21 protein-coding genes are annotated in these 22,018 nt (G+C 44.6%); 16 read left to right on the top strand and 5 right to left on the bottom strand.

Annotated features, from left to right (window positions below; genetic code table 11):
• Positions 1-481: IS5 family transposase (locus V5298_RS14005; RefSeq protein ID WP_332932069.1), on the bottom strand; the 481-nt coding region annotated here is incomplete at its 3' end.
• 111 nt (positions 482-592) lie between these two features.
• On the opposite strand from V5298_RS14005, the gene V5298_RS14000 reads away from it, so the two are divergent.
• The 13 genes from V5298_RS14000 (at position 593) to V5298_RS13940 (ending at position 17,146) form a co-directional block, all read left to right on the top strand.
• Positions 593-751 (top strand): hypothetical protein, encoded by a 159-nt coding sequence (locus tag V5298_RS14000; RefSeq protein WP_332932068.1) that lies wholly within the window; start codon positions 593-595, stop codon positions 749-751.
• 5 nt (positions 752-756) lie between these two features.
• Entirely contained in the window at positions 757-2,385 is a 1,629-nt protein-coding gene (locus V5298_RS13995) for a TonB-dependent siderophore receptor (protein ID WP_332932067.1), read from the top strand.
• Positions 2,386-2,701: 316 nt separating this feature from the next.
• Positions 2,702-3,091, top strand: a complete 390-nt coding sequence (locus V5298_RS13990; RefSeq protein ID WP_332932066.1) for a VOC family protein — start codon at positions 2,702-2,704, stop codon at positions 3,089-3,091.
• A 251-nt stretch (positions 3,092-3,342) separates the two neighbouring features.
• A complete protein-coding gene (locus V5298_RS13985) occupies positions 3,343-5,223 on the top strand; it encodes a sigma 54-interacting transcriptional regulator (RefSeq protein WP_332932065.1) in 1,881 nt (626 codons plus the stop codon).
• 15 nt (positions 5,224-5,238) lie between these two features.
• Positions 5,239-7,815: a TonB-dependent receptor gene (locus tag V5298_RS13980; protein WP_332932064.1), complete on the top strand. Its 2,577-nt coding sequence runs from the start codon at positions 5,239-5,241 to the stop codon at positions 7,813-7,815.
• 41 nt (positions 7,816-7,856) lie between these two features.
• A complete protein-coding gene (locus V5298_RS13975) occupies positions 7,857-9,056 on the top strand; it encodes a CoA transferase (protein WP_332932063.1) in 1,200 nt (399 codons plus the stop codon).
• Positions 9,056-9,976, top strand: coding sequence for a hydroxymethylglutaryl-CoA lyase (locus tag V5298_RS13970; RefSeq protein ID WP_332932062.1), 921 nt, complete (start codon positions 9,056-9,058; stop codon positions 9,974-9,976). The genes V5298_RS13975 and V5298_RS13970 overlap by 1 nt, the downstream gene beginning before the upstream one ends.
• Positions 9,973-12,054, top strand: coding sequence for a hydantoinase/oxoprolinase family protein (locus V5298_RS13965; RefSeq protein ID WP_332932061.1), 2,082 nt, complete (start codon positions 9,973-9,975; stop codon positions 12,052-12,054). Before V5298_RS13970 ends, V5298_RS13965 begins: the two co-directional genes overlap by 4 nt.
• A 9-nt stretch (positions 12,055-12,063) precedes the next feature.
• On the top strand, positions 12,064-13,929 hold the full coding sequence (locus V5298_RS13960) for a hydantoinase B/oxoprolinase family protein (RefSeq protein WP_216030297.1): 1,866 nt from the start codon (positions 12,064-12,066) through the stop codon (positions 13,927-13,929).
• A 1-nt stretch (position 13,930) separates the two neighbouring features.
• Positions 13,931-14,560, top strand: a complete 630-nt coding sequence (locus V5298_RS13955; RefSeq protein ID WP_332932060.1) for an isochorismatase family protein — start codon at positions 13,931-13,933, stop codon at positions 14,558-14,560.
• Positions 14,553-15,962 (top strand): 3-isopropylmalate dehydratase large subunit, encoded by a 1,410-nt coding sequence (gene leuC, locus V5298_RS13950; RefSeq protein ID WP_332932059.1) that lies wholly within the window; start codon positions 14,553-14,555, stop codon positions 15,960-15,962. The genes V5298_RS13955 and leuC overlap by 8 nt, the downstream gene beginning before the upstream one ends.
• Positions 15,959-16,555 (top strand): 3-isopropylmalate dehydratase small subunit, encoded by a 597-nt coding sequence (leuD, locus tag V5298_RS13945; protein ID WP_332932058.1) that lies wholly within the window; start codon positions 15,959-15,961, stop codon positions 16,553-16,555. Before leuC ends, leuD begins: the two co-directional genes overlap by 4 nt.
• Before the next feature lie 216 nt (positions 16,556-16,771).
• Positions 16,772-17,146: a hypothetical protein gene (locus V5298_RS13940; RefSeq protein ID WP_332932057.1), complete on the top strand. Its 375-nt coding sequence runs from the start codon at positions 16,772-16,774 to the stop codon at positions 17,144-17,146.
• 99 nt (positions 17,147-17,245) lie between these two features.
• On the opposite strand, the gene V5298_RS13935 is transcribed toward V5298_RS13940, so the two are convergent.
• The 3 genes from V5298_RS13935 to V5298_RS13925 all read right to left on the bottom strand — a co-directional run bounded on the left by V5298_RS13935 (position 17,246) and on the right by V5298_RS13925 (position 18,578).
• The gene (locus V5298_RS13935; protein ID WP_332932070.1) at positions 17,246-17,641 is read right to left on the bottom strand and encodes a carboxymuconolactone decarboxylase family protein; all 396 of its coding nucleotides are present in this window, start codon (positions 17,639-17,641) and stop codon (positions 17,246-17,248) included.
• A gap of 199 nt (positions 17,642-17,840) precedes the next feature.
• Positions 17,841-18,212 carry a MerR family transcriptional regulator gene (locus tag V5298_RS13930; protein ID WP_332932056.1) on the bottom strand — a complete coding sequence of 124 codons (372 nt, stop codon included), beginning with the start codon at positions 18,210-18,212 and terminating at the stop codon, positions 17,841-17,843.
• A 12-nt stretch (positions 18,213-18,224) separates the two neighbouring features.
• Positions 18,225-18,578 carry a DUF1428 domain-containing protein gene (locus V5298_RS13925; protein WP_332932055.1) on the bottom strand — a complete coding sequence of 118 codons (354 nt, stop codon included), beginning with the start codon at positions 18,576-18,578 and terminating at the stop codon, positions 18,225-18,227.
• A gap of 276 nt (positions 18,579-18,854) precedes the next feature.
• Here V5298_RS13925 and V5298_RS13920 point away from each other — a divergent pair, with 276 nt between their 5' ends.
• Entirely contained in the window at positions 18,855-19,121 is a 267-nt protein-coding gene (locus V5298_RS13920; RefSeq protein WP_332932054.1) for a hypothetical protein, read from the top strand.
• A 371-nt stretch (positions 19,122-19,492) separates the two neighbouring features.
• Here V5298_RS13920 and V5298_RS13915 read toward each other — a convergent pair whose 3' ends face one another.
• The gene (locus tag V5298_RS13915) at positions 19,493-20,401 is read right to left on the bottom strand and encodes a LysR family transcriptional regulator (protein WP_332932053.1); all 909 of its coding nucleotides are present in this window, start codon (positions 20,399-20,401) and stop codon (positions 19,493-19,495) included.
• A 129-nt stretch (positions 20,402-20,530) separates the two neighbouring features.
• On the opposite strand from V5298_RS13915, the gene V5298_RS13910 reads away from it, so the two are divergent.
• Positions 20,531-21,094, top strand: coding sequence for an FMN-dependent NADH-azoreductase (locus V5298_RS13910; protein WP_332932052.1), 564 nt, complete (start codon positions 20,531-20,533; stop codon positions 21,092-21,094).
• Positions 21,095-21,150: 56 nt separating this feature from the next.
• Entirely contained in the window at positions 21,151-21,990 is an 840-nt protein-coding gene (locus tag V5298_RS13905; protein WP_332932051.1) for a pirin family protein, read from the top strand.
• The last annotated feature ends 28 nt before the right edge of the window (positions 21,991-22,018 follow it).

Raw genomic sequence — 22,018 nt, 5'->3', positions numbered from 1 at the left:
CGCGTTCATTCTTTTTGTTCTTTGTGGAGCTTGGCGCTTCAATAATCGTCGCATCCACCAACGTGCCTTGGGTCATCATCACACCGCAATCCGACAACCATTGGTTGACCGTTTTGAATAACTTACGAGTGAGTTTGTGCTTTTCCAGCAAGTGCCGGAAGTTCATAATCGTGGTGCGGTCAGGAATGGCTTTATCCAGTGACAGTTGCGCAAACTGACGCATCGAAGCAATTTCATATAACGCATCTTCCATCGCTTCATCGCCAAGGCTATACCATTGCTGCATACAGTGAATACGGAACATTGCCTCAAGCGCATACGGCCGACGACCATTGCCCGCTTTTGGATAAAAGGGTTCAATCACTTCCAGCAGGTGAGACCACGGCAACAGGTTGTCCATCCGGGATAAGAAAATCTCTTTACGGGTCTGTCGGCGTTTGCTGGAAAACTCGCTATCGGCAAAGGTGAACTGTTGACTCATAGACGTTTATGGCTGTGATTTACTGTACCGCTATGATCTCACATCGGGGACTTATTCGCATCTTCCTTAAACGAAACACCCCAATCGATTAGCATAATTACCAGTGAACAATTGCAAAATTATGCAGCCTTTAATTTAAACGATGCGTTAAAAATGGCACCAGGTTTAAATGTAGAAGAGTGGGAGACAAACCGTACCAATTACACCTCCCGTGGCTTTGAAATTAGAAATACGCAAATCGATGGTATTGGTATGCCAACGGCTTATTAACCGGCGTGGGTAACTCTGCCGGTACTATTAACTATGTGCGCAAACGCCCAACCAATGATACCCAAGGTGAAATCAATATCGCGGGGGGCTCCTTCGATTTTAAACGCATAGAGGCTGATTACTCCACCTTGCTTACCGACGATGGTAAGTGGGCCGGTCGCGTTATGGTTGCCGCCGAAGACAAAGGATCCTATCTAGACGGTTTAGAAAACGATCGCGTTTTTGTGTATGGCGTTGTCGACGGCCAAATTACCGATAACTCTATTTTGACCATGGGAGTGTCGTATCAAGATGCCAACACCGATGGCAATATGTGGGGAGCTTTGGTGTACAACTGCACCGATGGCACCCAGGCTGAATGGGACGTGAGTGCCACCACGGCACAAGAATGGACCATGTGGGATACGATCAACACCACGGCCTTTGTCGAGTACGCCTATACTTTTGACAACAACTGGGAAGTAAAATCCACCTACAATGTGCGTAATTTCGAAGACAAAAGTAAACTGTTTTACGTTTACGGTACCATAGACAAAGACACCGGTTTAGGCTTGTACGGTTACCCTGGGCGCTACGGCTCAGATTTTGATTCTGACCTAATCGATATCACGGCAATGGGCGAATTTACCCTCTTTGGCAACACTCACGAAGCGGTGTTCGGGATCAGCTCGTCGCGCAGTACAGATATTGGTACTTCCTACCCCGTAGCTGAAGAATCTTATGCTATCTATGGTTTAACGCCAGCGTTTCCTTATGCGCTTGACGCAATTGATGAACCAGTATGGTCAGAAAAAAGCAAATACTCTGATATCGACGTTACCCTTAACCGCTACTACGGCTCTACTCGTCTTAACCTCAGCGATAATTTATTAATGGTAGTGGGCTTCAATGCCATCAAATATACTCGCGAAGGCACCGCAAGCGGTGTAGAAATTGATAACGACGAAAGTGAAATTAGCCCGTATATCGGTGCCACATGGTCTATCACCGATAACGTAAACGGCTATGTTAGTTACTCAAATATTTATCAGCCGCAAGAAGAGTACAATTACGACGGTTACTTTATTGATCCTACCAAGGGCGTAAATACCGAAATCGGCGTAAAAGCCAGCTGGTTAGACAAAAAGCTTGTTACCACCTTTGCACTTTATGCCGCCGAGCAAGATGGACTTGCCGAATACGCCGGCGTAAACCTCGACACCGGTAACTATTATTACACGGGTACTAACGTGCAATCAGAAGGCTTTGAAGTAGAAGTCGTCGGCAATGTTACTGACGCACTCACCGTGCACTTTGCCTACGCTAGGGTCGATGTAGAAGACGACGGTGCCGACACTAATTTGTGGGCCCCCAGAAATGTGGTAAATCTCATTGCCGACTACAAAATAAATGAAGATTTAAGCATGGGAATGTCGGCAAAATGGCGTTCTGAAACGGAAAATACCACCAGTAATGTAAAACAAGGCGCTTATTTACTGGCCAATGCCTTTGTTAATTGGCAGATTTCCGATGCATTAAGTGCACAGGTTAACGTTAACAATATTACCGATGAGAAATACATCACGAGCTTGAGTACGGTAGGTTATTACGGTGCGCCAAGAAACGCGAAAGTGAGCCTTTCTTACACATTTTAAAGGGCTTAAGGCCTGCTAAATAAGTGGCATCTGCTGCACTTGCTATACAAGGCTTTTAGCAGGGCAATATTACTTCCTATAAACAGCGCTGTGAGCATATCCAGCGCTGTTTTTTTTTGCGATATTGCATGGGTAGTCGCACTGGTTTTATTGCGACTACTGCTTTAAACACCGGTTTGCCTGATTAGACTTATTATTATTAGATGTAATAAACGCATTTCGGTTACCCGCTTGAGTCACTAGCAAAAGAGAAGGTGGGCACAATACTAAAGTGACAACAATTTCTATATATCAAATAACGTAGGAGCGCTTCTCTATGGTAAACAACATACATCACATTAACTTTCTAGTCAGAGAGTTAGATAAAGCAGTAGCGGCATTCGCTAAAGTCACCAATAGCCAACCTATATTTGAGGCGCTCTCTAGTCGTGGGGCTAATTCGGCGCGTTTTCAATTAGGCGATACTTGGCTGGTATTTGTCAGTCCAACCGATAAAAACGGCATTATCGCGTCTATTTTAGAAGAGAAAGGAGAGGGAGTTTTTCTTATTTCATTTGGTACTGACGATCTTTCAAAAACACTCGATGGATTAGCGGGAAACCCTCGTAATGGACAAATGCGTAAAGGGTTGGCTAACTGGCATGTGCAAGATATTTCATTAGATTATGATTTCGGTCCAATACTGCAACTTTGTGAAGGGCATTAATATTTATACCCACACTAACATTTGAACTCACATTAATATTTCATATTGAAATTTATTTATTTCATTTTGAAATATTAATGCTGGTTATTATCTCATCGATATGCCTACACTGGGAGCTTGATTATTATACAGCCCCCGTGAAACCTACCGCACACTGTTTTTTTATTAAGTTGGCACAACTGGTGCAATAGCCAGTGTAACTATAATAAAAATTCACGTTACTTCATGGGGCAACCTATTGGAGAAATGTGATGGAAAACAACAACGTGAAATCGGTAAGATTGGCGCAACCTCAACTTCGTATCCTTATCGTTGGCTATAACGAATTTAGCCAGCTGGTGGGCAGCGTGCTACCTGAATACGTTGGTGAAGCGCAATTTAAGATTGTAGATTCTATCGTTGGAAGTACGAAAGAAATTCAACAGCATATTTCAGAATTTGACCCTGATGTAATAGTCAGCGCAGGTTCAAATGCGCGATACCTGCAATCTGCGTTATCTATTCCTGTGGTATCGATGCAGACAACTGAATGGGACGTATTCGAAGCGGTTGAAAAAGCCTCTAAGGTCTCAAAGTCAATTCACATCATTTCTTTTGCCGAAGCATCGTGCGCAGCAAAATTTGCCGATTCCCACCTTAATATCGATATGGTAGAGTCGATTTACTTAACGGCCGATCAAGCAAGAGAGCAATTTCACATTGCCAGCCAATCTAAAGGCATAGCAGTAGTGGGCGCTAGCTTGGTATGTGGTTTAGCGAATAGCAAAGGTATTCCTTCGTTCTTAATTTATACAGAACGTTCTTGTAGAAAAACCCTTCAAAGCGCCATTGACGAGGCTAAACAAGCCCGTTTGTTAGCCAAAGAACAAGCGTTGGTATCGTGGTTACTTACTAAGTCTCAAACGCCCATCATTATGGTAGATGAGAGCGATGATGCCTTAACCCTTAATAGCGCTGCCAAGCATCACTTAAATCTAAGCACAAATGCAGAAGTCGATTTAGATGCCCTTATTCACCCAAGTGCTGGAAAACGCGAAACCGATGGCGAATGCGAAATTAACGGCGAGGAGTGGTGGTTTCATTTAGACACGTTATCAGAAGGCAGTAACAGTAAATTTGTTTACCAACTTTACCGCAAAAAACTTAAAAAAACGCCTTCGAAGCAAGCGGCATCGCCTCGCCACGATCTAGTCTACCAATCTAACGAGATTGAAGCAGTGTTACAGCAGGTAAAGGCATTTTCAACATCGCCAAGTAACGTATTGCTGTTTGGAGAGTCGGGGACGGGGAAGGAGTTAGTTGCCAGACAAATTCATCATCAAGGGCCTTATGCAAGTGGCAAGTTTGTTGCCCTTAACTGCAGCGCTATCCCATCTGAATTGTTTGAAGGTGAATTGTTCGGACATCAAGATGGTGCGTATACAGGCTCAAAACGAGGTGGCCGCAAAGGATTAATAGAGGAAGCAGAGAACGGCGCCCTTTTTCTCGATGAAATTAGCGAGCTGGCGCTCGATCAACAGGCTAAGTTGCTAAGGTTTCTACAAGAAAGAAGCTACCGTCCTTTGGGGGGAAACCAAGAGCGAGAAGTTGACCTAAAACTGATCGCCGCTTCAAACCGTTCGTTATCTGAAATGGTCAATGAAGGCGCGTTTCGTGAAGATCTCTACTATCGACTCAATGTATTCAATATCTCTATTCCTCCTTTGCGCGAGCGCCCCGTCGATATTCTTCACATTGCCGCGCACAAGCTTGAAAAGCTATTAAATCGTTATGGGGTTTCACACAGCCCTTCAGCCATTCTTGAACATCTCAACGACAGTTTAACTGCGCACAACTGGCCGGGAAATATACGCGAGTTAGAAAACGTGTTAGAGCGCGTGGTGGCTTATCTTCATACCGTAAACGACCTTGGTCGATTGCAAACAGCATTACCTCAAATTGCGCCAGAGTTAAGCGGGGGGCGTCAGCCTATTTTGCCCGACAAAGGAATAATAAAAATAAAAGAAAATGAACTCATTCTAGCCGCATTGGCGCGATGGAAGGGTGATAAACGTAAAGCAGCTCAGGACTTAGGAATTAGCCAAACCACATTGTGGCGAAGGTTAAAAACATTAAATCACAACAATAATTAGTGTTCGGAGATAGTCATGGAAACCACCGGAAAAACATATTTAGCATTGCAAGCGTCGCTTGGATTAACCATAGGAATTTCAGCCGCTCCTGCTTTTGCACAAGAAGAAAAGCAGATAACGTCTGACCCCGTCGAAATTATTAGTATTTCACGAAAGCGCCCTGAAAGTATTCAGGAAGTTCCGATTGCAGTAACGGCGTTGTCGGCAAGGGAATTAGAGGCTGCGGGGGTAGAGCGTCCTTCCGATTTTATTAGTCTAATTCCAAACGTAAGTATTGTTGATTCGGCCAACGTTGGTGATACGCAGGTAAATATCCGGGGAATTACTTCTACACGCGATGCAGAGTCTACGTTTGCGTATGTCGTGGATGGGGTATTGCAGACTAACCCGAATAGTTTTAACGGAGACCTGACCGACATAGCCCAAATTGAAGTCTTAAAAGGGCCGCAAGGGGCGCTATATGGCAGAAATGCGGTTGCCGGTGCCATTCTGATAACAACAGAAAAGCCCTCAGACGTGGTGGAAGCCAGAATTGAAGGTGGCTTTGGTAATAACAATTCACAGAAGTATTCAGGAATGCTTACCGGGCCACTTGCTGACAATGTATTTGGGCGCATTGTGGTTGCACATTCAACCACAGATGGCTTTTATGAAAATGTATATCTTGGGCGTGATGACGCGGTAGATTACTTAGAAGATACGTCGGTTAGAGGGCGACTTATTTGGGAAGCGTCAGATGCCCTTACTTACGATCTTCGCGGCTCGTACAGCGAGGCGAAAGGCGGTGCAATAAATTTCAATGCTGTGTTTGGACTTCCTAGTTTTGTAGAAGGTTTTGGACAAGATGCATTTTTCGAAGATGTAAATGATCATGAGTTTATTTTTGCTTTCAATGTACCTGGTGAAAATGAACAAAAGACCACAGAGCTTTCGTTGAAAGCCGATTGGCGCGGCGAGGGATTTGATGTCTCTACTGTGATTGCGTACAACAATTTAGAAGAATATCTGTTATCAGATGGCACAAGCGCTTCATTTTATGGCTATGAACTTACAGAACAATGTCAAACCGATCGTGCCACATTAAATAACCTTCCTACCGATTTGGGTGGCGCGGGAAGAAGCGACTTATTTGGCGACTTCCTCTCTCCTTTTGTAGTCCTTCCGCCAGGACAAGATTTTCAAGGCGTATATGGACCTTATACGCCGACTTCGTGTGACGGTTATCAATATCAAGAAAGAAACCAGCAAGATTACAGCGGAGAAATTAGATTTACATCGAACGACACAGATTCGCCCTTGCAATGGATAGCGGGTGTCTATTTCGCCAATATAGATAGAGATGTTGTCGTAGCCTACGGTGCTGATTTAGGGCAAGGCTTCTTACGTCAGGCATACGTTCCGGCAGACGGACCTAACCCTACAGACTTACTGTTTGATGATACGTTTTCGACCACGGTGCTATCTACGTTCGGCCAACTTGAGTACGACGTTAACGACAAGTGGGAAGTGTCTTTCGCACTCAGGTATGACAACGAGTCGCGAGAAGTGTCAAACAATGTACCCAATGTATCTGCCTCTGGCTTTAATGTGAATACCATTGTCGACGGTGTAGTAGGGCCTATCAACCCCGCATTTACGGACAATCCTGATGGTATTCCTGATCGTGATCAAAGCTATAGTCAGTGGCAGCCAAAGCTAACTGTTAGTTACGAAGCGAGCGATGCCATAAACCTTTATGCCAGTTATGGCGTTGGTTTTAGAAGTGGTGGATTTAATTCTATTGGCACTGAAGCCACCTTAGATTTTTGGTTCAATGCAAGTGGAAACGGTACACCCGGTGATGCGGTTGATGCTCAACTTATCGTACCCGATAACTATGATAAAGAAATTACCACAAGTATTGAATTTGGTGGCAAGGGAACGTTTTTAGACAACCGATTAAAAGTGAATAGCGCGGTGTTCCACACCAAAGTTGAAGACAACCAGTTCTTTGAGTTCTTCGCTGGCCCGTTTGGATTATTAAGAGCGGTTACCACCATTGATGAGTTAGAAATTCAGGGCTTTGAAATGGACGTGAATTACCGGGTTAACGACAACCTCACTGTCTTCGGAGGAATGGGGCTTATTGATAGTGAAATCATTGAGAACAAAAATAGACCACTTTCAGAAGGTAATGAAGCGCCACAAACTCCCAAATCTTCTTACACCCTAGGTATTTCTTACGAGCACGAGATTACCGGTGACTTACTACTTGCCACACGAGTTGATTATCAATATGTAGGGGAAACCAATTTCCACACGCTACAAGGTGAAGAAACGCCGACTATCTGGGATTACTTCGGCACGTTAGGCGGCGGCGTTCCTCCCGGCCCTCACTCGCAAAACTTCACTAATGCTGAGCGTGATGCTTATAACACCATTAACGCTCGCATTTCCATAGAAGGCGAAATGTGGACGGTCGCATTGTGGGGCAAAAACTTAACTAATGAGGCTTATTTGCAAGAGGTGATCCCAGCGCCAGAATTCGGCGGCTCGTTTGTTCACCCCTCGGCACTGCGTTCCTACGGTTTAGAACTCAGCATGAACTTCTAATCACTACGCTTTGAAGATTGAATTTTAATCAGGATGAATTTATGAATAAACCATTGTCCGGCATTACTGTCATTGACCTTACGCATATGCTGTCAGGGCCATACTGCGGCATGATACTCGCCGATTTAGGGGCAGAGACAATTAAAGTAGAGCCATTGCAAGGGGAAGGTACTCGAAAGCTTCTTGCAACCGATCCCGAGAATTCCTTGGACGGTATGGGCGCTTACTTCATTACACTAAACAGAAACAAAAAAAGTGTCTGCATCGATTTAAAATCTGAAGAAGGTTTAAACGTATTCTATGAGTTGGTTAAAAAAGCCGATGTGGTGGTCAACAACTTTGGTGCGGGTGTGCCAACGCGTTTAAAAATCGACTATGAACAGTTAAGTAAAATCAACCCCGAAATAATCACCTGCTCAATCACGGGCTTTGGCAGCAACGGTCCCAAATTCAAACGTCCGGCGTTTGATCAGGTGGCTCAAGCAACTGGTGGCGGTATGTCTATTACAGGCACCGATCCAAATCACCCTGTTCGAGCCGGTATTCCAATTGGCGATTTAGGCGGCGGTATGTTTGCCGTCATGGGAATTCAAGCCGCGCTATTGGAACGGGCAAAAAGTGGTAAAGGACAAGACGTTGATATCTCGATGTTAGATTGTCAGATATCATTGCTTAACTACATGGCTACAATGTACTTTCTGTCAGAGAAAGACCCATTCCCCATTGGCAATTCACACTTTGTTCACGTGCCCTACAACACCTTTAAAACAGCGGACGGTTTTATAGTGATTGCGGTTATCACAGATAACTTTTGGCAGAACTTAAAAACGGTGGTGAAGATAGAGGCATTGGACTTACCCGAATTCGATACCCAGCCAGGCCGGTGGGCAAAGAAAGACTTTATCGACGAAACCCTTAACCAAACGCTGCAAACACAAACCTCTGCCTATTGGATTGAAAAGCTAGAAGCGGCGCGTATTCCTTGTGCGCCTGTTAATACCTTCTCTCAAGCCCTTAGTGATGAACAAGTGCAACATCGCAATATGGTGGTTGAGCTTACCTCGGGGGATGGCAACAAAACCAAAGGGCCGGGTAATCCTATTAAGTTTTCCCGTACCACAGACGAAGTATTCTCGGCTGCGCCCAAGGTGGGCGAACACACCAAGGATGTGTTGAAAAATTTAGTAGGCATGAGTGACAGTGAGTTAGCCTCTTTATTTGAGAAAAAGGTCGTTCGCTGATGAAAACGAAGGGAAATATCATCATCAACGATGTTGGCCCCAGAGACGGCTTACAGAATCAGAAAAAACACCTAAGTGTGGATGAGCGAGTCGCATTAATTAATGCATTAGTTGCGGCTGGATTACCCGCCATTGAAGTAGGCGCTTTTGTATCGCCCAAAGCGGTTCCGGCTATGGCTGGGACCGATGAGGTGATTAGTCAACTCGAGGCCAAAGATAAGGTGGCGTATTCAGTGCTTATCCCCAACGAAAGAGGGTTTAGCACTGGGGTTGAATTGAATGTACCGCTGATGTCACTGGTAGTTGCTGCCAGTACAACGATGAACGAAAAAAATATTCGAATGACGACGACCCAAGCACTGTCTATGTCATCTGACGTGCTTGCTCTAGCCACACAATTAAATCGTAAGGTACAAGCTTATGTTGCCACAGCATGGGAATGCCCCTTTGAAGGGCACATCAGCGTGGATGATGTAATTAAAGTGTCAGCAGCATTATTGGATGCTGGCGCAGCTCACATTGTGGTGGCCGATACGATTGGTGCGGCATCGCCGGATCAGGTATATGGGCTTATGAGCAAAATGGTATCTGAGTTTGGCGCTAACAAATTGTCGTGCCATTTTCATGATACACGGGCAATGGGTGTTGCCAACGTTTACGCCGCAATTGAAGCGGGTATTCGACAATTTGATGCATCCATTGCGGGATTGGGTGGCTGTCCATTTGCACCGGGCGCCACCGGTAATGTAGCGACAGAAGATGTGGTGCTGCTAGTTGAACAAATGGGTTATAGCACAGGCATAGATATGGGCCTATTACTAGCCGCATCGGACAAAGCCAAAGCATTAACAGGTACAGCACGTGGTGGACATGCTAAAACCTGGTTAGAACAACAAGAAAATAAAAGGGGAAGTAAATGAGTTATCGATTAGGGGTTGATGTAGGCGGAACCTTTACCGACCTACTATTAATTAACGAAATATCTGGGGAAACCTTTACAGCAAAAGTGCCTTCTACACCGCACGATTCTTCTGTTGGGGTACTGAACGGAATAGACCGTATTTGTGAAGAGTCAGGTGTTAATGTTGCTGATATCGCTCGTGTTATGCACGGTACTACTGTTGCAACCAATGCGGTATTGACTGGCAAGGGGGCAAGTGTCGCACTGGTCACCACTCAAGGCTACAAACACGTGCTGCAAGTGGCACGTTCATTCTGTCCGGGGGGGCTGGGAGGCTGGGTAAGCTACGTGAAGAAGCCTTTGCTTGCTCCGTTAGAACTCACCATTGAAGCAAGTGAAAGAGTGGGCGCTGATGGAAGTATTGTTAAAGCCCTAGACGAAGAGAAGCTCATGCAAAGCTTACAGGCATTAAAAGATAAAGGTGGGTTTTCCGCACTCACTATCTCTTTTATAAACGCCTATGTGAACGGGGAAAATGAGCGCCAAGCTAAAGCGGTTGCGCAGCGTGTTTTCCCTGATATGCCGATCTCTATTTCTTCTGATGTTGTTCCTGAATTGCAAGAATACGAGCGCACTGAAACCACAGTGGTAAACAGTTATGTTCGCCCTGAAGTCGCCAAATATGTCGATAATTTATATGACGCACTAACAGAGCGTATGGGCAGCGATATTCATCTGTCTATCTTGCGCTCAGATGGCGGGCTGGCGTCTGCACGTTCAGCTGCAGAAAGCCCCGTTAATTTGCTAATGTCTGGTCCTGCTGGCGGTGTAGCAGGGGCGATCCATTTTTGTAAACAAGGTGGGTTTAACGACATACTCACTTTTGATATGGGCGGCACCTCTACTGACGTTGCACTAATACAAAATGCAACGGCTCGGGTAAGACGAGAAACCCGTGTTGGAGATGTTACGGTTCGAGCACCATCGGTAGACGTAAGAACCGTTGGCGCTGGTGGTGGCTCCATTGCTTTTGTCCCTGAACTGACCAAAGCACTGCGCGTAGGCCCAGAGTCTGCAGGCGCTAAACCGGGCCCAGCGGCTTATATGAAAGGCGGGGTAGAACCAACGGTATGTGATGCCAATGTTGTACTCGGTTACCTTCCTTCAGATGTGCAGCTTGGTGGCAAAATGGCTATCAATCGAGACGCTGCGGTAATGGCGGTAAAAAAAGTCGCTGACGCCATGGATATTTCGGTTGAAGAAGCGGCTGAAGGTATCATTAAAATTGCTAACGAAGCGATGTTCGGCGCCCTTCGTTTGGTGTCGGTAGAGCAAGGGTTTGACCCAAGAGAGTTTGCCCTTGTCGGTTTTGGCGGGGCTGGCCCATTACACGCCAATGCTCTGGGTATTCTAACCCAAGCGTGGCCGGCCATTATTCCTCCTGGTCCTGGCGTATTATGTGCCTATGGTGATGCCACCACACAAGTACGTGACGAGGCCTCCCAAACACTGGTTTCGCTAATCGACAACCTCACCGAGGATGCATTTAAGCATGTACTCAAAGAATTAGCAGAAAAAGCATCTTCTACCTTGCTCGCCGATGGAATTTCAATGGACGAGCAAACGATTACTTATGAAGCGGATGTTCGCTACACCGGACAAGCCTTCCAACTTTGCGTTCCTTTTTCTAAGCAAGACATTGAAGATAATGGTCTTTCTTTACTTAAAAAGCACTTTGATGCTGAACATACACAGCTATTCACTTTTGCGTTAGAAGATGGGCATGAGGTTGTGATGGTTCGTGCGGTTGCCACAGCAAAAAGTAAAGCGCTTCCAACTCCTCCGCCTGTTAACACCAGTTATACCTTGGAAGATTGCATGATAACCGAGAGCCAAATTTATTATGAAGGTCGCTATCATGACGCCATTATTTACGAGCGTAGAAAACTTCACGAAGCGTTATCGGTCAAGGGGCCCGCGGTTATTTGTGAAATGGACTCAACGACTGTGGTCCTGCCTGGTTACGTTGCAACTGTTGATGCGGTGGGCAACCTATTACTTAACCCGTTAAGCAACCCTGAATCGACTGGTAAATAAGGAGGCGTTATGAATAATAAAATTAAACAAACCAACACAGCTGAGTTGACCAGAATTGACGTTGATACGGTCACCGTTGATATCATTGAAAATGCATTGCGTAATGCCAGAGAGGAAATGGATGCGGTGTTATTTCGTACCGCAATGAGCCCTGGGATCCGCGAGCAGGGTGATTGCTTTCCCATGATTGCTAATAAAGACGGCAAAATGGTAGTAGGGCAATTTGGTTCTTTTATCCATGGCTTCCTAAGTGCATTTGAGGGTGAATTGGAAGAAGGGGATATTATCCTTACCAACGATCCTTACATGACAAATGCAGCGGTTTCTCATTTACCTGACTGGATTATTCTTGTTCCTATCTTTAAAGATGGACGACACATTGCGTGGACCGCGATGTTTGGTCATATGTCAGACAACGGCGGAATGGTGCCAGGCTCAATACCCATTAAAGCGGAAACCATATTTCAAGAAGGTATTCGGATCCCACCCACAAAACTCTATAAAAAGGGTGTGCTACAAAGCGATATCTTAGAGCTCATTTTGCATAATGTGCGAACGCCTCAGTGGAACCGCTTTGACTTAAACGCACTTGTGGCAGCATGTAAAACGGCGGCAAAACGCTGCCAAGAAATAGCCGAACGTTTCGGTGACGATATGTTTTATTCCACCATGGAAATTATGCTCGAGCGTAACCATGTTGCGATGGAAGCTATTATCAATATGTTGGTGCCAGAAAAGCCTCGGGTCTTCGAAGATTACTTATGTGACGATGGTGTGGGCATGGGGCCATACAAAATACGCTGCAAGATGTGGCGGGAGAATGGCAAGGCAATTTTCGATTTTGAAGGCACCGATCCGCAAGCGAAAAGCTCAATAAACTTCTACTTAAATGAAGACATGTTCAAGATGTTCTTCGGCTCTTTTACTATCAATTTGGTGGACCCACAAATACTGTTCAATGATGGGTTCTATGACTTAGTTGATGTGCGTATACCTCAAGGCAGCTTACTTAAACCAAACTTTCCAGCGGCCCTTTCAGGAAGAACGCACGCATTAGGCCGTATCTTTGACGTAATGGGAGGGCTATTAGGGCAAGGTGCACCGGATGCCATGAATGCCGCCGGTTTCTCTGATTCTCCTCATCTGTTTTATTCTGGCTATGACGATAAAGGCGAGTGGTTCCAACTCTTCCAGATTGGTTTTGGTGGGATCCCAGGCAGGCCTGTGGGTGATGGGCCAGACGGACATTCTTTGTGGCCAGGCTTTACTAATGTACCGAACGAATTTATCGAAGCGTATTTTCCTCTTCGTGTTGAAACCTACGAAACTATTCCAGATTCCGGTGGCCCTGGTTTTCACCGCGGTGGTAATGGCTTGTCGGTGGGGTATCGGTTCCTTTGTGATGGGGCCATCGCGATTCATGATGACAGGTGGTTAACTTATCCTTGGGGCGTTAATGGCGGGTTGCCAGGTAAACGTTCAACAAAACGCCTCGTTCGAGAAGATGGCAGCACAGAAATTCTGCCCGCCAAATGCGAGGGCATTGTAGTAAAAGCCGGTGACGTATTGTATTTCGATACATGGGGCGGCGGCGGTTGGGGCGATCCATTTGACCGCGAACCCAAAGCGGTAGCTGATGATGTCGCCAGAGGATTAGTCTCTTTGGAAGGCGCGCGTCGATACGGTGTGGTGATTGAAAATGGGTTGGTAAACGACACCGAAACCCAGCGCTTGCGAGCGACATTGAAAGAAGAGAGAGGAGATGTGTCGTTGTTTAATCGTGGCGGAACAATAGAAGAAATTAAAGCCAAAGCAAAAGAGGAAACGGGCTTAGCCGCACCTGTGTCACCATCGTTCAACGTTGCGAGACAATAACATGCAGCTTAGTAGCAGCGATTTACTCTCGCAAGGTGTCGCCTTTGGCGTGCGCCCTGCGTTAATTATTGTTGATATGACAGTAGGCTTTGCGTCACCTGAAAGTCCTCTTGGCGGTGTATTTGATAGTGAAATTGCCGCCGCTGAAGCATTAATTCAGCACTTCGATGGCGAAAGCTTACCTGTTTATTTCTCAACAGTTGTATATGACAACGACAGCCAGCAATCGGTGTTCAGACAGCATTTGCCTGACTTAGATATGCTTGCTCGGGGTAGCCGGTGGGTTGAGATAGACCCCCGCCTATCGTTTTCTGATAACGCTACGTTAATTGAGAAAACCGCCCCAAGTGCTTTTTTTGGTACTCAGCTAAACGAGAAGTTAAAGGCCGGCGGGGTGGACAGCGTAGTCGTGTGTGGCTTAACAACCAGCGGTTGCGTTCGCGCAACCGCAGTAGATGCATTGTCGTGTAATTTTCCTGTGTGGGTTGTCAAAGAGGCCTGCGGAGACAGAAACATTGACGCTCACAACGCGAACTTGCACGACCTACACGCAAAGTATACTGAAGTTGTTAGTCTTGACGCCGTGTCGTCATATTTTGCTAAGAGAAAAGCGGAGGACGACCATGCCTAAAACACTTTATGACAAGCTTTGGGATAAGCATTTCGTTACTTCAGTTGATGGTGACGGGTTGCTGTACATTGATAGGCACTTGATTCATGAAGTGACTTCACCTCAGGCATTTGATGGTTTAAAACAATTCAACAGAAAAGCAAGACGACCTGACTTAACGATAGCGACGATGGATCATAGCATTTCTACGCAGTCGGCTAGTTTAGATGCCTGTGGTCCAAAGAACGCGTTGCAGTTAAAGACCTTAATTAAAAACTGCCACGCTAATAACATCGTTTTATATCCAGTAGGAGACAGTCACCAAGGTATTGTGCATGTTATGGGGCCGGAAATGGGGCTTATTCATCCTGGTATGACCGTGGTGTGTGGCGACTCGCACACCGCTACCCATGGCGCCTTGGGCACGCTAGCTTTTGGCATTGGCACATCAGATGTAGAGCATGTGTTAGCTACCCAAACCATTCGCCAAAGCAAAGCAAAGAATATGCGGGTTAATTTTAATGGCGAGCTACCCGAAGGGGTCTTCGCTAAAGATATGATTTTAGCCTTAATTCGAGAAATTGGACACGACGGTGCAACCGGGTATGTCGTGGAGTATAGCGGAGACGCGATATCGAGTTTATCGATAGAGGGGCGAATGACAATCTGCAACATGAGTATCGAAGCCGGTGCGAAAGCAGGCATGATTGCACCGGATGATGTCACCTTTCGCTACTTAGACGGAAAAGCATTTTCGCCTAAAGGAGAGAAGTTCGAGGCAATGAAAGTTGCTTGGTCGGCGCTTTTTTCAGATGCTGATGCAGAATTTGATAAAACAGTCGACATTGATGTGTCTCGTTTATCCCCTCAGGTAACGTGGGGAACTAACCCAGGACAAGTTATCGGCATCGATGAAGCTGTACCTCAATTGCCTGACAGTTATTCCGACGGCGATGCTAGCGCTATGCAGAAGGCGCTACAGTATATGGACATTAACGCTGGGCAAAGCATAGACGATGTTGCTATTTCCCATGTATTTATTGGTTCGTGTACAAACAGTCGAATAGAAGACTTAAGAGAAGCCGCTGCGGTGGCATTAAATGGGCAAGTGGCCGATCAAGTCAAAGCGATTGTGGTACCCGGTTCGATGCGAGTGAAAAAACTTGCCGAAGAAGAGGGGCTAGATCGCGTGTTTATTAATGCGGGGTTTGAATGGCGATTGCCCGGATGTTCAATGTGTTTAGGGATGAACGATGATGTGCTTAAAGAAGGCGACCGCTGTGCGTCTACCAGCAATCGAAACTTTGAAGGCAGACAGGGGCGAGGCGCTAGAACGCACTTAGTTAGCCCAGCCATGGCCGCGGGTGCGGCACTTAAAGGTAAACTCACCGATGTTAGATTGCTATTAAGGGGGCAGCCATGAAACCATTAATAACGGTTGAATCTAAGGCAATACCTTTTGCAGAAAATAACGTGGATACTGATCAACTGCTGCCAAAGCAATTTCTGACAGAAATAACGCGGCAAGGTTTTGGAAAACACCTTCTTCATGATGTACGTTACCTCGACAACAATGAAAGCGTTTTAAATCCAGATTGTGTGCTTAATGATCCTGTGTATGCTGGCGCTGAAATATTACTGGCGGGTGAAAATTTTGGTTGTGGTTCGAGTCGTGAGCATGCGCCATGGGCTATCGCTGATTTTGGCTTTCGTGTGATTATAGCCAAAGGGTTTGCTGATATTTTCTATGCGAATTGTCTTAATAATCAGATTCTACCGATTACATTACCCCGCATTGTGGTTGACGATATTGTGATGCAATGTCGGCAGGATCCGAATCAATTGGTATGTGTTGATTTAAGCAATCAGCAGGTTCGGTTTAACAGTGATGTTTTCAGTTTTGCTATTCCGCTTCACCATAAACAAAATTTGTTAACTGGAGTAGATAAAATAGGAAGAACATTACTGGAAGAAAACGCTATTGCTGAGTACGAAGCAAAAGCGTTGCATATATAGACGCTCTATTAAACGCTGGACTTCACAGACTAAAACTATTTTTCAGTTCAGTATCAAGCCTCACATGACTTGAATAATATGTATTGGTCCGTTGTTAAAAGGGCCAATACATAATTTCAGGGAGGTTATTATCATGAATGAGTTAACGCTAGAAGATCTTAATAGCGTAGATGGCGAATCAAGAGAGGCATCTGCCTCTCTTTTTTGGAAAGTAAAATGACTGTACTATTTTTATTAAATTATACGACGTCATTGTTTCTTGTTTTTATACTCATGGGGGCGCTCACGCCCGACAATCCGTACATGCGTTTTGCTTTATATTTAACTGTTATCTTATTGGTGACAGTGGTTTGCTGGATATGGGGCAGACATTCAATAATTAAGCGCGGTAAGTATATCTATATCCAAACATTTCCAACTTTCAGTAGAATTAGCGCAGAAGAAGTGGGGAGCCTTACCATTATCGAGAAGCATGTATTGGTTAATAAAAAAGATGGAAGTCAGAGTAAATTTCATTTTATGTTTGGTCCGACAGGCGGGATCCATGCTTCTGTCGCCCCATTGATCGTTAACCAAATAAAAAGGCTATAACCCACACCTGCGTGTCGCGGCCCAATGAACGCAGTAAGCGTGTTTATTGGGGCAAACAAACATTATTGTGTTCACCTGCTTTTACGGAAAAACGCTTTGTTATGCATTGATTATTCCCCGCTCAATAAACACTATTTTAGCAGCAGATGCTGCATTCAAAGCAGCTGGAAACCCTGCGTAGACAGACATCTGAATGATGATTTCAACTATTTCCTCTGGTGTGCATCCAACATTTAGCGCTGCATTAAGATGGACTCTGAGCTGAGGCTCAGCATTACCCATAGCGGAAAGAGCCGCTACAGTAGCGATTTCACGAGATTTTAAATCCAAGCCTTGTCGACTATAAATATCGCCAAACGGATATTCAATTGTGTAACGAGCTAAATCGGGGGCTATCTTCTTCAGTGATTCAATAACTCTTTCGCCAGCTTCACCATCAATTTCCTTCAGTTTTTCTAAGCCCCTAACAAATCTTTTGTGATCTTCATTGTTCATAGTTTGCCCCTTTTCGATAGTTGAATAAGATAGAGATGAACAACCATCTAATACCAAGCATCCATAGGAAACCGCTGTCAAAATCAGTGATGATTGAAGAAATTCTCGTTTGCTTTCATCAGGTTGATCTGGCTTAGTTTCCATACGGTTACTTTCTGCTGTTTCATCTATCAGCTAGGCTAAACCTTAGAGTTAACTCTCAGTCAAGTGATATCTTTCCTTCCAGGGCAGTCTGATAAAGTTCGATTTTTTCATATAGTTTTTTGAGATGTTGATTTTGCAAGGCTATTTGGTGTTGCAGGTTATTTGAATGCTCGGCAAGTAATTCTTTTCGCTGAAGTAAAGTTGTATTACCTTTTTTCCTTAACGATGCATACTCAATGATTTTATCAAGAGACATGCCAGTGTCTTTTAATCGTTGAACAAATTCAATCCATGTTACATCTTTCTCAGTGAATGAACGGTGGCCATTAGGTAGCCGATAAATATCGTCTAATAAGCCAATTTTGTCGTAGTATCTCACCGTATGAGGGCTTAATCCGACTCGTTTTGAAAATTCAGTTACGTTCATATAGGTGGTTAGCTACACTTCTAAAATAGTATTAAAGCCGCCATAAATTAAACGCTTACCATCAAAAGGCATTGGATTGTTATCGGGATGCATTCTTGGATCTTCCATCAATGCTTTCCACCCAGCATCTCGAGCTTCTTTAGAAGGCCATGTGACCCAGGAAAAAACGACTGACTCATTTGCTTCTCGCTTTACTGACATTGGGAATGAAGTTACTTCGCCTTCGGGAACATCATCTTCCCAAGTTTCTATTATTTTTAATGCCCCATGATCCTTAAACACAACAGCAGCAGTTTTTGCGTGTTCAATGTACTTTTCTTTATTCGAGGTGGGGACAGCCGCAACAAATCCATCAACATAACTCATTTTAATATCCTTAATTCGTTCCTTACATACGAAATTTATTTGGAGGCAAACACAAACAAATATAGCAGAGGCTTAATGAGAGTGTTCGTTGATCCCGCCGGTTTTTTTCTGCGAATGCACAGCTAGTTCACTAAGGCTGTAACCATGGCAAGTAGCATTCACCTTTAACCCTAATATCAATTCAACGTCTAAAACTATTTATTAGTTCAGTATCGAGCCTCGTATGACTTGAATAATATGTATTGGTCCGTTGTTAAAGGTACCAAATATACTTTTATGGATTTTATTATCTTAATAAAGGTCGGTTATATGGAGTGTAACGGAATGCGGGAATTAAATGTAAATGACATTGAACAAGTAAATGGTGGCGTTAGTCAAGCTACTGCAATTGGTGTCAATACGGCAATAGCGACTGCTGGAGTTGGGGCGTCAGCTGCTATGACGTCTGCTGGATTAGCACTAACTGCAACAGGTGTCGGTATTGTGGCCGGGCTTATTTTAGTTTCAGTTGCTGTAACTACTTCTTATATAATGGAAAATTGATAAATGCGAGGAGGGTTCCTATCCTCCAATTTGGGTTCTAGTATGTTTAAAAAAAGACAATCTGTCTCTCAACCTAGTAAAAGCACTTATCTGTTTATAGGCTGCTGTTTTGGTATTTCAATTGGCATCATGGTTGGCATGATTATTTTCTCATAATGGAAACTCTGCTTGTACAAGTAGATAACATCGCCTCTATAAGTCCATAGTTTTGGGAACCTATGGGCGAATGCCCAGCTAGCGCGCTTAAAAGCCGATAGCGGTACTGAAAGCGTTCGCGGTTTTCCCCGCAACTTACTTGCTCGAGATAATCGGCTTAAGCCATCAGCACGTTTATGTTTACGTTATATTTTTACGATAAAAATATGGCCGCTTTAGGTAATTCGCCAATAAGGAGCCTCTCCAAAATATTCGGCTAAGAAGTCGATAAGGCCTCTCACTTTTCTAGATAGATGACGAGTTTGTGGGTAAACGGCATAAGCATTAACAGCCTTATTTTTTAGTTGCTCACTAAATAAAGGGATCAGTTGACCGGCATTGATTGCTTGATAACAAATAAAGTCTGGGCCTAATAGTAAGCCTCTGCCCGCCACTGCCGCTTCACATAAATAATCACCGTTGTTTGAGCTGAGCACAACCGGGGCTTTAATCGTCACGGCTTCGCCTTTGGCTGTTTTAAATTGCCATACATCCGGTATGAGGTTGTAGCGTAAACGCACGTGTCCCGTATTTAAATCTTCTGGTGTTTTTGGGGTGCCATATTGCTTTAAATATGCCGGGCTGGCGCATAATACAGGCACGATTGAGGTAATCTTTTTCGCTTTGAGGCTAGAGTCCGTTAAGTTAGAAATCCTAATGGCTAAATCGTAACCCTCTTCAATTAAATCGATTTTACGATCGTTAAAATCTACGTCAAAAAGTATATCCGGGTGCAGGTAGTTAAACTGCGCTATTGCCGGGGCAAGGTGTTTAAGGCCAAAGGAAAAAGGAACTGAAATTTTAATTTTACCCGTGAATGAGCAATATTCGTCCTTAATGTTCGATTCTACTTCTGCCAAATCATCTAAGATCCGCGTACATTCTTTATAGTAATGACGACCTGAGTCAGTTAAAACTTGCGAACGGGTTGTACGGCTTAGCAACGTAACCCCTAGGCGTTTTTCTAACTCGGCTAACTTACGGCTTACCGCTGACTTCACCAAACCGAGTTGTTCCGCTGCTTTTGTAATGCTCCCCGCTTCGACAATACGTACAAAGGTTTGCATATCTTCAAATTTATTCATGGCATCGCCTTAAATGTTCATATTAAAAGAACAATGATTTCTATATTAGGTTATTTATCTCATTTGTATCAACAGTAGAATGGCTAGGACATGAGTACTGATCATGAAAATTTATTGGAGGATATTCAAATGAAATCAGTTTTAGCCGTTAACGCCAGTGGCCGTTATCAAGACTCTTTGACCAGGCAGGTATCTGCAATGTTAATCGATGAGCTGAAAAATCAGCGCGCTGACCTGGAAGTCAATGAACGGGATTTAGCTCAGGGTTTACCATTTGTCGACCAGCAGTGGATTGGGGCAAACTTCACCGATCCTGATCAAAGAGATCCACAGCAAAAACAAACCTTGGCCTTCTCTGATGAATTGGTCAAAGAGTTGCAACATGCAGATACAATTGTGATTGGATCACCTGTCTATAATTTTGGCGTACCTGCCGCACTGAAAGCTTGGGTGGATTTAGTGGCTCGAGCGCGTCTTACCTTCCGCTATACAGAAAATGGCCCAGAAGGGTTAGTAAACAATAAGAAAGTATATTTGGTTATGGCATCGGGTGGGGTACCAATTGGCAGTGCAATGGATTTCGCGACCCCTTATATACAACACGTATTAGGCTTTTTAGGTATGACGGATGTCACCGTTGTCGATGCAACGAAGATTGATCTTAAAAACGGTGAAGTCCTAGCTCAGCTATAAACTAACGAAGCGCAAATTTCGCGCTTACGTTTATATCGTTTAAACAGAGGAGTGAAATGGTGAATCAAGATAGAAAAGTACACAAGATTTACAATGGACTAAAGGCTTACGATGGTGCGGGGGTGCAGCTTTCGCGTATTATTGGTACGCCACAGCTTGATATGCTTGATCCATTTCTACTTCTGGACACTTTTAATTCGGATCAACCTCAAGATTATATTGCTGGGTTTCCGCCACATCCCCATCGTGGCTTTGAAACGGTAACGTATATGTTAGCTGGCAGGATGCGCCATCAGGATAGCGCGGGGAACAATGGTGTAATTGAAGCTGGTGGTGTGCAATGGATGACAGCCGGTAAAGGGATTATTCATTCTGAAATGCCTGAACAAGAGGCGGGCTTGATGGCGGGGTTTCAACTGTGGGTAAACTTACCTCAATCTCATAAAATGATGGAGCCACGTTACCAGGAAAAAGCCAATGACGAGATCCCCGTAGAGACATCCGAAGGGGTGCGTCTTAAAGTGATTGCAGGGCAAACCCGAAAAGGGACTAGCGGGGTGATTGACAATGCCTTTGTAGCTCCTATTTACTGGGATGTTCAGCAACAAATGGGGGGGCCGTTTACCGAAAACATTCCCAAAGGGCATAACGCTTTTATTTATGTGTATGAAGGCGAAATTCAACTTTCAGGCGATGGTGAGCAAGTATCAGCAGGACAAATTGCAGTCTTAAGTGATGGAAATACCGTAGAGATAAATGCGCTAAGTGCTGCCAAATACTTGCTGATTGCAGGCAAGCCTTTAAATGAGCCGGTTGCCAGAGGCGGCCCCTTCGTGATGAATATACGGCAAGAAATCAATCAAGCATTTGAGGATTATCAAGCTGGACGATTTTAAGTGTACTGGCTCAGACCTGACCAAACGT

Origin of the sequence: Alteromonas sp. 14N.309.X.WAT.G.H12 (assembly GCF_036697315.1) — a bacterium.
GTDB lineage: Bacteria > Pseudomonadota > Gammaproteobacteria > Enterobacterales > Alteromonadaceae > Alteromonas.
Note: the sequence above shows the minus strand (reverse complement) of the source record. Positions and strands in the feature narration are given on the sequence as shown.